This is a genomic window from Dactylosporangium sp. NPDC005572 (genome assembly GCF_040605515.1).
Lineage (GTDB): Bacteria > Actinomycetota > Actinomycetes > Mycobacteriales > Micromonosporaceae > Dactylosporangium.
The window spans coordinates 83,338-96,047 of sequence record NZ_JBEXCY010000014.1 but is presented as its reverse complement, the minus strand read 5'-3'; the positions used below and the strand labels follow the sequence as shown (position 1 = coordinate 96,047).

The window sequence follows — 12,710 nt, the reverse complement described above, 5'->3', positions numbered from 1 at the left end:
TTATCCCAACGCGCCGGCGAAATCCTGATCGTCGAACTCGCCGATGACGGCCAGGGACATCGGCCGGGCCAGCAGCTCGGCGGCCACCTCCCGGACCATCTCCGGGGTGACCGCGTCGACCCGCCGGAGCACGTCGTCGACCGAGAGCATCTCGTCGTACAGCAGCTCACCCTTGCCGAGCCGGCTCATCCGCGACCCGGTGTCCTCCAGGCCCAGCACGACGGCGCCCTTCAGCATGCCCTTGCCCCGATCGACCTCGGCGTCGCTCACCCCGTCGGCGGCGACACGGGCGAGTTCGGCCCGGGTGATGTCGAGGACCTCTTCGACCTTTCCCGGCGCGCAGCCGGCGTAGACACCGAAGAGACCCGAGTCGCTGTACTGCGAGGTGAACGAGTACACCGAGTACGCCAGGCCGCGCTGCTCCCGGATCTGCTGGAACAGCCGGCTGGACATGCCGCCGCCGAGCACGTTGTTGAGCGCGCCGAGCGCGAAGCGGTTGTCGTGCTGGCGCGGATAGCCCACGCAGCCCAGCACGAGGTGCGCCTGCTCGGTGTCCTTGTTGCGCACGACGACCTGCCCGGAGCGGGCCGGCACGCGCGTGGTGCGGGACCGGCGCTCGCCGGGGGCCGCGGCGTCGGAGAACCCGGCCCGGTCGAACGCGGCGCGCACGGCCCGGACGACCTTCGCATGGTCGAGGTTGCCGGCGGCGGCCACGACCATGGTCGAGGGCAGGTACCGCCGGCGGTAGAACCCGTCGATCTGCTTGCGGCTCAGCGCCGAGATGCTCGACACCGTGCCGGAGATCTGCCGGCCGAGCGGGTGGTTGCCGTAGATGGCCTCGGTGAAGACGTCGTGGACCTCGTCACCGGGCTCGTCGTCGTGCATCGCGATCTCTTCGAGGATCACGCCGCGCTCGGTCTCGACGTCCGCATCGGCCAGCACCGAGTCGGTCACCAGGTCGCACACCACGTCGATGGCGAGCGGCAGGTCCGCGTCGAGCACGCGCGCGTAGTAGCACGTGTACTCCTTGGCCGTGAACGCGTTGGTCTCGCCGCCCACGGCCTCGATCTGCGAGGAGATGTCCAGCGCCGAGCGGCGCTTGGTGCCCTTGAAGAGCAGGTGCTCCAGGAAGTGCGAGACGCCCGACAGGGTGGGCGTCTCGTCCCGCGAGCCGATGCCGACCCAGACGCCGAACGACGCGCTGCGCATCGCCGGAATGGACTCGGTGAGGATGCGCAGCCCGTTGGGCAGCACGGTGCGGCGCACCGTGCCACCCAGAGGGTCGTCCGACAGGGTCTGGGTCGACGCTCGACTCGTCATGGGTCAGCTGTGCCGGTTGCGCCGACGACGGAACTCGCCGCCCTCGCCACCTTCGCCGCCCTCGTCCGGGCCCGACGCGTCCGAGGAGCCCTCGGACGACGGCGCGGACGCCTGACGCGGGCCACGGTCGCCCCGGTCACGGCCGCGCGGGCCACGGTCGCCGCGGTCGCGCGCCGGCGGGCGCTCGCCGCCCTCGACCGGCGCCGGCGGCTGCTCGCCCTCGGCCAGCACCTTGTCGAGGTAGATCTTGCCGCGGTTGTCGATGTCCGCGATCTGCACCTCGACCTTGTCGCCGACGTTGAGGAAGTCCTCGACCTTGTCGACCCGCTTGCCGTTGCCCACCTTGGAGATGTGCAGCAGGCCGTCGCGGCCGGGCAGCAGCGAGATGAAGGCGCCGAACGCGGCGGTCTTCACCACGGTGCCGAGGAACTTGTCGCCGACCTTCGGCATGGTCGGGTTGGCGATCGCGTTGATCCGCTCCACCGCGGCCTCGGCCGACGGGCCGTCGGTCGCGCCGACGTAGATCGTGCCGTCGTCCTCGATGCTGATCTCGGCGCCGGTCTCGTCCTGGATCGCGTTGATGGTCTGGCCCTTCGGGCCGATCACCATGCCGATCTTGTCGACCGGGATGCGGACCGTGGTGACGCGAGGCGCGTACTGGCTCATGCCGGCCGGCGACTCGATCGCCTCGGCCATCACGTCGAGGATGACGTGCCGCGCGTCGTGGGCCTGCTGCAGGGCGCCGGCCAGCACGTCCGACGGGATGCCGTCGAGCTTGGTGTCCAGCTGGAGCGCGGTCACGAAGTCGCGGGTGCCGGCGACCTTGAAGTCCATGTCGCCGAACGCGTCCTCGGCGCCGAGGATGTCGGTGAGCGTCACGTACTGCGTCTTGCCCTCGACCTCGTCGGAGATCAGGCCCATCGCGATGCCGGCAACCGGCGCCTTGAGCGGCACACCGGCGGACAGCAGCGCCATGGTGGAGGCGCAGACCGAGCCCATGCTCGTCGAGCCGTTGGAGCCGAGGGCCTCGGACACCTGACGGATCGCGTAGGGGAACTCCTCGCGGGCCGGGAGGACCGGGATCAGGGCCCGCTCGGCGAGCGCGCCGTGGCCGATCTCGCGCCGCTTCGGCGCACCGACCCGGCCGGTCTCACCGGTCGAGTACGGCGGGAAGTTGTAGTTGTGCATGTAGCGCTTGGACTTCTCCGGCGCCAGCGTGTCGAGCGTCTGCTCCATGCGCAGCATGTTCAGCGTGGTGACGCCGAGGATCTGCGTCTCGCCCCGCTCGAACAGCGCCGAGCCGTGCACGCGCGGCAGCACCTGGACCTCGGCGGTCAGCGGCCGGATGTCGCGCGGGCCGCGGCCGTCGATGCGGACCTGCTCGCGCAGGACGCGGGCCCGGACCTCGTTCTTGGTCAGCGACCGCAGGGCGGCGCCGATCTCCTTCTCGCGCCCCTCGAACTGGGCGGCGACCCGCTCGAACGCGGCCTCCTTGACCCGGTCGAGGGCCTCCTCGCGCTCCGCCTTGGAGGCGATGCGCAGGGCCTCGGCGACCTCGTCCTTCACCGCACCGGCGACGGCCTCGTAGGCGTCGGGCTGGTAGTCGAGGAAGACCGGGAACTCCTGCACCGGCTTGGCGGCGACGTCGGCCAGCTCGGACTGTGCCCGGCACAGCTCGCGGATGGCGGGCTTCGAGGCCTCCAGGCCGCTCGCCACGACCTCCTCGGTCGGCGCCGGGGCACCGGCGGCGACCAGGCCGACGGTGTGCTCGGTGGCCTCGGCCTCGACCATCATGATCGCCACGTCGCCGTCGGGCAGGACCCGCCCGGCGACGACCATGTCGAACGTGGCCCGGCCGAGCTCCTCGACGGTCGGGAACGCCACCCACTGGCCGTCGACGTGCGCCATGCGGGTCGCGCCGATCGGGCCGGAGAACGGCAGGCCGGACAGCTTGGTCGACATCGAGGCCGCGTTGATCGCGACGACGTCGTAGGGGTGGGCCGGGTCGAGCGCCAGCACGGTCTCGACGACCTGGACCTCGTTGCGCAGCCCCTTGACGAAGCTGGGGCGCAGCGGGCGGTCGATGAGACGGCAGGTGAGGATCGCGTCCTCGCTCGGACGGCCTTCGCGGCGGAAGAACGAGCCGGGGATGCGCCCGGCCGCGTACATACGCTCCTCGACGTCGACCGTCAGCGGGAAGAAGTCGAACTGGTCCTTCGGCTGCTTGCCCGCCGTCGTGGCGGACAGCACCACCGTCTCACCGAGCTGGGCGAGCGCGGAGCCCGCCGCCTGGCGCGCGAGGCGACCCGTCGAGAAGGTGATCTCACGGGTGCCGAACGGGCCGTTGTCGATGATCGCGGTGCTGGTGTGAGTACCGAGAGTGCTCTGCTCGGTCATGTTGTCCTGTAGCTCCTTCAGGTCGTCTGGTGCGCCCTGGCGGAGCTGTCCGCGGCCGGTCTTCGATCGAAGCTCACGGGGCTGAGCCCGGAAGCCACTACCGAGGACCGGTGCGCCGACTCGCTCGGCCGGGCACTTCCATTTCAGTGTGTCACTACCGGACGGGGGAGTGGCGAATTGTCGCCACTCCCCCGTCGGTGCGTCGTTATCGCCGCAGGCCGAGCCGCTCGATCAGCGAGCGGTAGCGGGCGATGTCGCTGCGCTGCAGGTAGTTGAGCAGGCGGCGGCGACGTCCGACCAGCAGCAGCAGGCCGCGCCGGCTGTGGTGGTCGTGCTTGTGCAGCTTGAGGTGTTCCGTCAGATCCGCGATCCGCTTGGTCAGCATCGCGACCTGCACCTCGGGCGAACCGGTGTCACCCTCGGCCGTCGCGTACTTCGTCATGATCTCGGTCTTCTGCGCAGAGTCGAGCGCCATGTTCTCCCTTAAGGCTGGGTCTTTGCGGAAAGATGAGTCGAGGGTGCCCGCGGCGTCGTGCAGGCAGCCTGACCCCCGCCGGTCACCCGGCGTGAACTCAAGGCTAACAGACCTATCTCCCGAGCACCTGTCTGGTCTGCTCGACGTCCTCCTGGATCTGCGCGATGAGCGGCTCGATGGCGGTGTAGGTGCGCTGTTCCCGCAGCCGCGCGACGAAATCCAGGCTCACCCGCTCGCCGTAAAGATCGCCCTGGAAATCGAGGACGAATGCCTCCACCCGGCGCTCCTTGCCGGCGAATGTCGGGTTCGTCCCGATCGAGACGGAGGCCGGCATCGGCTCGGGGCTGCGGTCACGCATCATCCAGGCCGCGTAGATGCCGTCGGCCGGGACCGCCGCGTTGGGCGGGGTGAGCAGGTTGGCGGTCGGGAAGCCCAGCTCGCGGCCGCGCTGGTCGCCGCGCACCACCACACCCTCCAGCCGGTGCGGCCGGCCGAGCGCGCGGGACGCCGCCACGACGTCCCCGGCGTCGACGCAGGCGCGGATGTACGTCGAGGAGAACACCGTGCCCTCGTCCGCCACGAGCTGCGCTCCTTCCACGCCGAAGCCGAAGGTGCGCCCGAGCCGGCGCAGGAGGTCCACGTCGCCGGCCGCCTTGTGGCCGAACCGGAAGTTCTCGCCGACCACGATCAGCGCCGTGTGCAGGTGCTCCACCAGCGCGTCGTGGACGAACGCCTCCGGCGACAGCCTGCTGTACTCCACCGTGAAGGGAATGACGCAGAGCACATCGACGCCGAGCGCCTCGATCAGCTCGGCCTTGCGGGCCGGCTCGGTCAGCACCGCCGGGTGCGACCCCGGCCGGACGACCTCCGACGGGTGCGGGTCGAACGTGATCACGACCGACTGGACGCCCAGCTCACCGGCCCGTTTCACGGTGTGCTCGATGATCTGCTGGTGCCCCCGGTGCACACCGTCGAAGACGCCGATCGTCGCGACCGCCCGGCCCCACCCACCGGGCGCCGCCTGTGTTCCCCGCCACCGCTGCATGCCACCGAGCCTAGCGCCGGGGCATGATCCGCCCATGGCGGACGTCACTGCGGTGCTCTTCGACATGGACGGCACGATCGTCGACTCGGACGCGGTCGTGGCGCGGACCTGGCTGCACTGGTCGCGGCTGCGCGGCGTCGACCACGCCCACGTCATGCAGGTCACGCCCGGGCGGCCGGCCCGCGAGACGATCCCCGAGCTGGCACCCTGGCTGAGCCCGGACGAGCAGGCGGCCGACGCGGCGGCACTGCTGGACCTGGAGCGCGCGGACGTCGACGGCGTCGTCGCCACGCACGGCGCCCACGACCTGCTGCGGGCACTCGACGCGTGGGCCGTGCCGTGGGCGGTCGTGACCTCGTCGGACCGGCCGCTCGCCCTGGTCCGCCTGGCGGCCGCCGGCATCGCCCCGCCGGCCGTGCTGGTCACCATCTCGGAGATCGAGCGGGCCAAGCCCGACCCGGAGGGTTACCTGGCCGCGGCGGCCCAGCTGGGCGTGGACCCCGCCACGACGCTCGTCGTGGAAGACGCTCCGGCCGGTGTACGGGCGGGAAAGGCCGCCGGCAGCCTGGTCGCCGGCCTGCGGGGGGTGCCGGGCGCCGACTTCGACGTCCCGGACCTCGCGGCCCTGCACGCGCTGGCAAGCCCAGCCCACGGCCGCCTATCACTCCACGTCCCCGCCTAACCACTGACCGCCCCGCCCCACCGCCCTCGCAGCACCTCGCCCGCCCCACGCTGCGCCCGGGCCACCCCGCCAGCCCGGCCCGCCCCACGCACCCGCCCGGCGCGAGGCGGCGGCGCGGGGGTTACGGGACCAGGACGATCTCGGGGCGGGCCCGGCCCTCGCGCTCCGACACGATCGCGAGCACGGTGCCGTCGGGGGCGAAGACCGCGTACGGCCCCGCAATGTCCACCGCCGGCAGCGGACCGCCGTGCGACAGGACCTTCGCCTCCGCCTCAGTGGCGTCGCGGCGCGGGAACGAGCGGGCCACCGCGTCGGCCAGCGGCAGCGTCACCGGGTCCTCGCGCGCCGCCAGCTCCTCCAGCGACACGGCCTCCGCGAGCGTGAACGCGCCGACGGCCGTACGGCGCAGCGCGGTCAGGTGGCCGCCGACGCCGAGCGTGGTACCGAGGTCGCGGGCCAGCGCCCGGATGTAGGTGCCCGAGGAGCAGGCCACGTCCACGTCCACGTCGACCACGGCCTCCGAGCGGCGGATCGCCAGGACGTCGAGGCGCGAGACGGTCACCGGCCGGGCCTCCAGCGCGACCTCCTCGCCCTGGCGCACCCGGTGGTACGAGCGCACCCCATTGATCTTGATCGCCGAGACGGCGCTGGGGACCTGCATGATCTCGCCGCGCAGCGGGCTCAGGCCGGCGTGGACGTCGGCGTCGGTGACCGCGGCGGCGTCCACAGTGGACACGACGTCGCCCTCCGCGTCGTCGGTGATCGTCGCCTGGCCGAGGCGGATCGTCGCGCGGTACTCCTTCGTGCTGCCGATGACGTAGGTGAGCAGGCGGGTCGCCTTCTCCACGCCCACGATGAGCACGCCCGTCGCCATCGGGTCGAGCGTCCCGCCGTGGCCGACCCGCCGCGTGCGGGCCAGCCGGCGCATCCGGGACACCACGTCGTGCGAGGTCATCCCGCCCGGCTTGTCCACGACCACCAGGCCGCCCTGCGTCGCCACCTTGTTCGCCACGACGTCAGAGCCTAGTGACCGTATTCGACGAGGACGTGCCAGAGGTACTTCAACAGCTGCAGCGCCTCGGCAGAGCTGCCCCACCGGGCCCACTCTCCCGGCGTCGCGGCCACCGCCCGCGCGGCCCGCCCGATCAGCTCCGCGTTGACCAGCTCACGTTCATACAAATCGCATAAATGCCCCGCCAATACACAAACCGAGGGGCCGCGGAAGTCGGGCGGAATGTCGCGGGGTGCGATCCGGAAGCCCTCCCGCCATTCCACCGCCACCCCGTACCGTTCGGCCATCGAAACAGCCGCCGACGCGCACGGCGTGCCGGCGAACGCGGTGTCGAGCACCAGCGCCGCCACGTCGGTGGCCAGGTCGACCGGGCCGTGGACCTGCGCCTCGACGTAGTCGTCGAGCGCGCGGCCGGGCCGCGGCGACCGCGGCCCCGACAGCACCGAGGCACCCCAGTGCCGTTCGAGCCCAGCCAGTACCGCTGAGAAAGCATCGATCGTCCCGAACTCGGTCGGATCGCGGTGGCTGTCGCCGAACGTGTAGGTGGCGCGCTCCAGCACCGCCGGGCGCAGCCGCAGGAAGGCCGAGCCGAAGCGCGGAGCGGCGCCGTCGGGGTGGTGGAAGACATTGAGCGCGCCGTACTTCGGGCGATCGATCGGCGACACTCCCGGCCGCTGGTAGGCGCCGCCGAACATGCGCTCCTCCCAGCGGTCGCGGTCGCCGCCGGGGTACGCGGTCAGGCCGCCGTTGGAGATCCCCGTCTCGAACTGGCTGCGGAAGCGCCCATCGGCGAGGAGCCCCTCGATGACGGTGCGGTCGCCGGCGGTACGGTCGGGATGAAAGTTGATCGTGATCGAGGCGTCGGTGTCGAAGCGCTCACTGCCGAGGGCGCGGACGAACGCCAGCGCGGCCAGCTGCGCGTCAGTGAGCACGGTCCGCCCCCGCGACCGCCCAGGCGTCGCCGGCCAGCCGCCACAGCAGCCCGGCCAGGCGCAGCACGATGAACAGGGTCAGCGCGGCCCACACCCCGCGCAGGCCGAGCTCGAAGAAGTATGCCAGCCAGATGCCGGGCAGGAAGCCCCCGAGCGCGGACACCAGCGTGAGGTTGCGCAGGTACCGCACGTCACCGGCGCCGAGGAACACGCCGTCGAGCGCGAACACCACACCCGCGGCCGGCATCATGGCGACGAAGAACCACCAGGCCGGCCACGCCTGCGCGTACACCTCGGCATCGGCCCCGAACCACGGACGCACCGTGGCCAGGGCGGCCGCCACCAGCACGGCGAACCCGACGCCGGAGACCAGCCCGGCGAACGAGATGCGGCGGGCCAGGTGCTTGGCCTCGGCGACCCGCTCGCCGCCGAGCGCGGCGCCGACGAGCGACTGGGCGGCGATCGCCACCGCGTCGAGCGCGAGCGCGGTGAAGAAGAACAGCTGGATGGCGATCTGGTGGGCGGCCAGGGCGGCGTCGCCGAACCGGGCGGCGACGGCCGACGCCGACAGGAAGCAGGCCTGGAACGCGGCGCCGCGCAGCAGCAGGTCGCGGCCGAGGGCGAGCTGGCGGCCGATCACGGCGAGCTGCGGCCGCAGCGGCACCCGCTCGGTGACCAGCGCGCGCACGAACAGCCCGCCGACGACGGTCTGGGCGGTGACGTTCGCGACGGCGGAGCCGACCAGGCCGAGGCCGGCCGAGTAGACGAGCACGGGGCAGAGGAGGGCGGAGAGGGCGTTCGCACCGAGCACGTAATACAGCGGCCGGCGGGTGTCCTGGACGCCGCGCATCCAGCCGTTGCCGGCCGTGCCGAGCATCAGGCCGGGGGCGCCGAGCGCCGCGACGCGCAGCCAGTGCTCGGCGTTGGTCGCCACCGGGCCGGCACCGCCGGCGAGCGCGCGGGTGAGCGGACCGGCGGCCGCCTCCAGGACCAGCAGGATCACCACGCCGCCGGCCAGTGCGAGCCAGGAGGCCTGCACGCCCTCCTCGACGGCGGCGGCGCGCTGGCCGGCGCCGAACCGGCGGGCGGCCCGGCCGGTCGTGCCGTACGCGAGGACCGTGCCGAGCCACACGGCGAACGACATCACGGAGCCGCCGATGGCGAGGCCGGCGAGCTGGGTGCGGCCGAGATGGCCGACGACGGCGGTGTCGACCAGCACGTACAGCGGCTCGGCGGCCAGCACGACCAGGGCCGGCAGGGCCAGGGCGGCGACCCGGCGCATGGTCGAGGGATTCGTCGCGGTCGCGGTCACGGCTGACAGCGTAAGGAGAGTGGCCCCAGAAAGCCACTTACACGGCACAACCTCCGGGAAACCTTGACGTCACTCGGGCGTCCCGGTTTCCCGGAGGTTGGGTCGGCGCGGCTCAGCCGCGGCGGTCCATCGACATCTGCAGCGCGGCGCGGGCGCGCTCACGCGTGTCGGGGGTCGGCTCCTGCGGCTTGGGCTGCGGCTTCGGCTGCTCAGGCATGGTCGGTGTCTCCTTGTGACGCGGTGCTGGTGGATTGCGTGTGGACGGTTCTGCCGGGGTCGCCGGCAACCACGCGAGCGCACGCGAAGGAGACCGACCTGGGTGGTGTCGGCCTGACGAAATAAATGGTGCGCACTGCGGTTCCTCGCTTCCGGCGGCTGGTCATGGGCCGTTTCCCCGCCACCGGATGCCGCTCGTCAGAAGCGGTCGCCCCGGGACGGGCAGCGAAGAATTCGTACTGTGCGCATGACAGCTAAGCTATCGTTCAGGTCCAGCATGTGCGACGTTATCCCGGAATTTGGAATGTCAAGTTCCCAGCTCAACGGGCTGATCATGGTGCTCGGCGGGCCGGTCAGCGGGCCAGGAAGTGCCAACCGAGCCACCACCAGAAGCCGAACATCGCGATCCGGCCGACCGGGAGCGGGCCGACGCGATAGCGCATGACGACGCCGCACACCTCGCCGAGCGTGGGCACCTTCGACCCCTCCCGGCGCGCGACGACCTCGACCACGCCGAAGAGCCCGAGCGCGACTGCGAACAGCGCGGCGATGATCACCTGCCCCGCGGTCATCGGCGCACCATCGCCCAGAACGCCCACAGCCAGCCGAAATAGGCGGCGGACCGGGCCAGGTAGTGCTCCAGCACCGGGTCGGCCAGCCGGGACAGCGTCGGATAGGCCCGCGAGCCGATCAGGAACGTGACGCCCTCGACCACGGCGAACAGCAGCAGCGGCACCAGCCACCACGCCGCCGCGCGGGGCAGCCGGGTCCGGGTGGGGCGCCGCTGGACGGCGGCCGACAGGCCGAGCCACGCCAGCGCGCCGCCGACGCCGAGCACGAGCAGGTTGGCGCGGAGCGAGAACGAGGGCAGGGCCCCGCCCACGAGGGAGATCAGGGCGAAGACGGGCGTGAGCACCGCCGGCCGGGTCCAGGCCCGGTCAACCTCCGCTACCAGCTCGGGTCGTTCCATTCATCGATTGTCCCCGCAGCGACCACCACCCGGCCAGCCATCAAGGACCCGGAATTGGCCCGGAATTCACCCTGATGCGGATCGCCGCGATGATGTCCTCGACGGTGCCGCCTGCGCTGAACCCGGCCGCGAACCGGTGCCCGCCGCCGCCGAGGGCGACCGCGACCGCGCTGACGTCGACGCCGCCCTTGCTGCGCAGCGACACCGACCACTCCCCGGGCCGGACCGGCTTCACCACGCAGGCGACGTCGGCCTCGGCGGCGCTGCGCACCGAGTCGATCAGGGCCTCCACCGCGGCGGGCGGCTGGTCGTGCGCGGCGAGCTCGTCGAGCGTGACATACGTCCAGACGAGCCCGCGCCCGCCGGCGACCTCGGGCTCCAGCACCGCGCGGGCCAGCGCGACACCGAAGAGCCGCAGTGCGCCGATCGGCCGGGTGTCGAAGAGCCGCCGCGAGATGTCGTCCACGGGGATGCCGGTGGCGATGAGCCGGGCCGCGAGCTCGTGCACGGCCGGCGTGGTGGACGCGAACTTGAACGACCCCGTGTCGGTGGCGAGGGCGACATAGAGGCATTCGGCGATCTTTTGATCCAGATGTACCCCGAGTCGCCGCAACAACCCGTCGGACAGCACGGAGGTGGCGGCCGCGGCCGGGTCGATCAGGTTCAGCCGCCCGAACCCGGGGTTGGAGACGTGGTGGTCGAGCACGATCCCGACCGGCGCCGCGAGCAGCCGCCGGGCAAGCCCGCCGAGCCGCTCGATGCTGGCCGCGTCGAACACGAGCACGGCGTCGGGCGCGGGCTCGGCGTCGGCCTCGTCGACGAGCAGCTCGACGCCCGGCAGCCGGTCGAACGGCGCGGGCACCACCATGGGCCCGGGAAAGGTCGCGGAGACGCGCAGCCCAGGGGCGACCTGCCGCAGCCCGAGCCCGACGGCGAGCATGCTCCCGAGCGCGTCGCCGTCGGGGTTCACGTGGCAGGCCAGCAGCACCCGGGCGTCGGCGGGCAGCCCCCGCAGCGCGGTGACGGCCGCCTCCCACTCCCGTTCGGACGGCCGCTCGTCGAACTGCCGGTCCATCCCGCCCGAAGGGGTCTGCCCCGCGCCCGCGTCCGGCCGCGGGGGGTCGGCGAGCGTCCCGGTGCCGCCCGGCGGCGGGCCGGCGGCCGCCTCGCGCTCCCCGTCCGCCGGCTCCTGGCCGGTGAGCGAGCGCGCCCCGCCCGGCGCGGTGCCGGGCGGGGTCTGCGTCATCGCCTGTGTGGTGAGCCCGCCTCCCACGACCGGCGCGGGGTCCGTGGCAGGTGAGGCCGGTGTGGTGAGCTCGGCGCCCGCGCCCGGCGGGTGGCCGGGCGCGAGCCCGGTCACCGCCGGTCCTGGCCGACGACCACCTCGTCGTCGGCGCCGTCGGCCCCCAGGTCGTCCTCGTGGTCGTCGTCCAGCTTGTACGGCTGGGAATCACCCGCGTAATGCGCACCCGCAGCGAGCCGCTGGACCTCGGCGTCCGCATTCCGGGCGCTGGCCAGGAGATCGTCGATGTGCTTCGCGTGCTCGGTCACGTCGTCGTGCACGAACGTCAGGCTCGGCGAGTGGCGCAGGCCGAGCGCCTTGCCCACGGTCGAGCGGAGCAGACCCTTGGCGCTCTCCAGGGCGGCCGCGGTGCCCGCCTGGGCGGCCGCGTCGCCGAGGACCGTGTAGAACACGGTGGCTTCCCGCAGGTCAGCCGTGATCCGCGCGTCCGTGATCGTGATCATGCCCAGCCGCGGGTCCTTGATCTGCGTCCGCACCACCGATGCGACCAGTTCCCGCACGCGCTCCGCGTGCCGTCGCACCTTTGCCGGATCCGTCATCTCGAACACCTCCGCAGCCAAACGATCCGCTGGTCGGCTCTAGACCACCGCGGATCTGAAGATCTGACCAACGCTCTGACAGTACCCGCGCCTCGCCCTCGAGGCCGCTTTCGAAGCCCAGGATTACTCGTCGTCGTCGCCGTGCAGCCGACGGCGAACAGAGAGCAACTCGAGCTCGGGACGACCGGCGACCGCCCGCTCGCAGGTGTCGAGCACCTCACGCACGTGCGCGGCCTCCGCGGCCACCACCGCGACCCCGATCTCGGCCCGTCCGTGCAGGTCAAGCGACCCCACCTCGGCGGCTGAGACCTCGAACTTGCGCAGGGCCGCGACGATCGGCCGCACGTACGACCGCTTGGCCTTCAGCGAGCGGGAGTCACTGGGCAGCAGCACGTCGAAAACGGCGGTTCCGGTGTACACGGCGCATGATCTTAACGGCACCGCGGGAAGAATGCCGCCCGATATCTCGCGCTCGGGGGACTTCGGGGGACCTCACGGGACTTCCGG

General features: G+C 72.4%; 13 protein-coding genes. 1 reads left to right on the top strand and 12 read right to left on the bottom strand.

What is annotated here, in order from left to right:
• From ABZS66_RS10710 to ABZS66_RS10695, 4 genes are all read right to left on the bottom strand, one after another.
• Nucleotides 1-1,320, bottom strand: coding sequence for a pitrilysin family protein (locus tag ABZS66_RS10710; protein WP_354756861.1), 1,320 nt, complete (start codon nucleotides 1,318-1,320; stop codon nucleotides 1-3).
• Between the two features lie 3 nt (nucleotides 1,321-1,323).
• Nucleotides 1,324-3,717: a polyribonucleotide nucleotidyltransferase gene (locus ABZS66_RS10705; RefSeq protein WP_354756860.1), complete on the bottom strand. Its 2,394-nt coding sequence runs from the start codon at nucleotides 3,715-3,717 to the stop codon at nucleotides 1,324-1,326.
• Between the two features lie 205 nt (nucleotides 3,718-3,922).
• Entirely contained in the window at nucleotides 3,923-4,192 is a 270-nt protein-coding gene (gene rpsO / locus ABZS66_RS10700) for a 30S ribosomal protein S15 (protein WP_354756859.1), read from the bottom strand.
• Nucleotides 4,193-4,304: 112 nt separating this feature from the next.
• Nucleotides 4,305-5,237, bottom strand: a complete 933-nt coding sequence (locus ABZS66_RS10695; RefSeq protein ID WP_354756858.1) for a bifunctional riboflavin kinase/FAD synthetase — start codon at nucleotides 5,235-5,237, stop codon at nucleotides 4,305-4,307.
• 34 nt (nucleotides 5,238-5,271) lie between these two features.
• Between ABZS66_RS10695 and ABZS66_RS10690 the strand changes: the two genes are divergently transcribed.
• Complete coding sequence (locus tag ABZS66_RS10690; protein WP_354756857.1) at nucleotides 5,272-5,919, top strand: HAD-IA family hydrolase; 648 nt, start codon at nucleotides 5,272-5,274, stop codon at nucleotides 5,917-5,919.
• Nucleotides 5,920-6,040: 121 nt separating this feature from the next.
• Here the strand turns inward: ABZS66_RS10690 and truB are convergent, their stop codons facing one another.
• The 8 genes from truB to ABZS66_RS10650 all read right to left on the bottom strand — a co-directional run bounded on the left by truB (nucleotide 6,041) and on the right by ABZS66_RS10650 (nucleotide 12,623).
• Nucleotides 6,041-6,931, bottom strand: coding sequence for a tRNA pseudouridine(55) synthase TruB (gene truB / locus ABZS66_RS10685; protein ID WP_354756856.1), 891 nt, complete (start codon nucleotides 6,929-6,931; stop codon nucleotides 6,041-6,043).
• Nucleotides 6,932-6,942: 11 nt separating this feature from the next.
• Nucleotides 6,943-7,863, bottom strand: a complete 921-nt coding sequence (locus ABZS66_RS10680) for a DUF3626 domain-containing protein (RefSeq protein ID WP_354756855.1) — start codon at nucleotides 7,861-7,863, stop codon at nucleotides 6,943-6,945.
• Entirely contained in the window at nucleotides 7,853-9,184 is a 1,332-nt protein-coding gene (locus ABZS66_RS10675; RefSeq protein WP_354756882.1) for an MATE family efflux transporter, read from the bottom strand. The genes ABZS66_RS10680 and ABZS66_RS10675 overlap by 11 nt, the downstream gene beginning before the upstream one ends.
• 560 nt (nucleotides 9,185-9,744) lie before the next feature.
• The gene (locus ABZS66_RS10670) at nucleotides 9,745-9,963 is read right to left on the bottom strand and encodes a DUF6186 family protein (RefSeq protein WP_354756854.1); all 219 of its coding nucleotides are present in this window, start codon (nucleotides 9,961-9,963) and stop codon (nucleotides 9,745-9,747) included.
• Nucleotides 9,960-10,361, bottom strand: coding sequence for a hypothetical protein (locus tag ABZS66_RS10665; protein ID WP_354756853.1), 402 nt, complete (start codon nucleotides 10,359-10,361; stop codon nucleotides 9,960-9,962). The genes ABZS66_RS10670 and ABZS66_RS10665 overlap by 4 nt, the downstream gene beginning before the upstream one ends.
• A gap of 40 nt (nucleotides 10,362-10,401) precedes the next feature.
• A complete protein-coding gene (locus ABZS66_RS10660) occupies nucleotides 10,402-11,436 on the bottom strand; it encodes a bifunctional oligoribonuclease/PAP phosphatase NrnA (protein WP_354756881.1) in 1,035 nt (344 codons plus the stop codon).
• A 281-nt stretch (nucleotides 11,437-11,717) separates the two neighbouring features.
• Nucleotides 11,718-12,203: a 30S ribosome-binding factor RbfA gene (rbfA, locus tag ABZS66_RS10655; protein WP_354756852.1), complete on the bottom strand. Its 486-nt coding sequence runs from the start codon at nucleotides 12,201-12,203 to the stop codon at nucleotides 11,718-11,720.
• Nucleotides 12,204-12,326: 123 nt separating this feature from the next.
• A complete protein-coding gene (locus tag ABZS66_RS10650) occupies nucleotides 12,327-12,623 on the bottom strand; it encodes a DUF503 domain-containing protein (protein WP_238014701.1) in 297 nt (98 codons plus the stop codon).
• Nucleotides 12,624-12,710 lie beyond the last annotated feature (87 nt).

Coding starts and splice junctions, on each gene's coding strand:
- ABZS66_RS10710 (WP_354756861.1), bottom strand. CDS start 1,320: ATGACGAGTCGAGCGTCGACCCAGACCCTGTCGGACGACCCTCTGGGT.
- ABZS66_RS10705 (WP_354756860.1), bottom strand. CDS start 3,717: ATGACCGAGCAGAGCACTCTCGGTACTCACACCAGCACCGCGATCATC.
- rpsO (WP_354756859.1), bottom strand. CDS start 4,192: ATGGCGCTCGACTCTGCGCAGAAGACCGAGATCATGACGAAGTACGCG.
- ABZS66_RS10695 (WP_354756858.1), bottom strand. CDS start 5,237: ATGCAGCGGTGGCGGGGAACACAGGCGGCGCCCGGTGGGTGGGGCCGG.
- ABZS66_RS10690 (WP_354756857.1), top strand. CDS start 5,272: ATGGCGGACGTCACTGCGGTGCTCTTCGACATGGACGGCACGATCGTC.
- ABZS66_RS10670 (WP_354756854.1), bottom strand. CDS start 9,963: ATGACCGCGGGGCAGGTGATCATCGCCGCGCTGTTCGCAGTCGCGCTC.
- ABZS66_RS10665 (WP_354756853.1), bottom strand. CDS start 10,361: ATGGAACGACCCGAGCTGGTAGCGGAGGTTGACCGGGCCTGGACCCGG.
- ABZS66_RS10660 (WP_354756881.1), bottom strand. CDS start 11,436: ATGGACCGGCAGTTCGACGAGCGGCCGTCCGAACGGGAGTGGGAGGCG.
- rbfA (WP_354756852.1), bottom strand. CDS start 12,203: ATGACGGATCCGGCAAAGGTGCGACGGCACGCGGAGCGCGTGCGGGAA.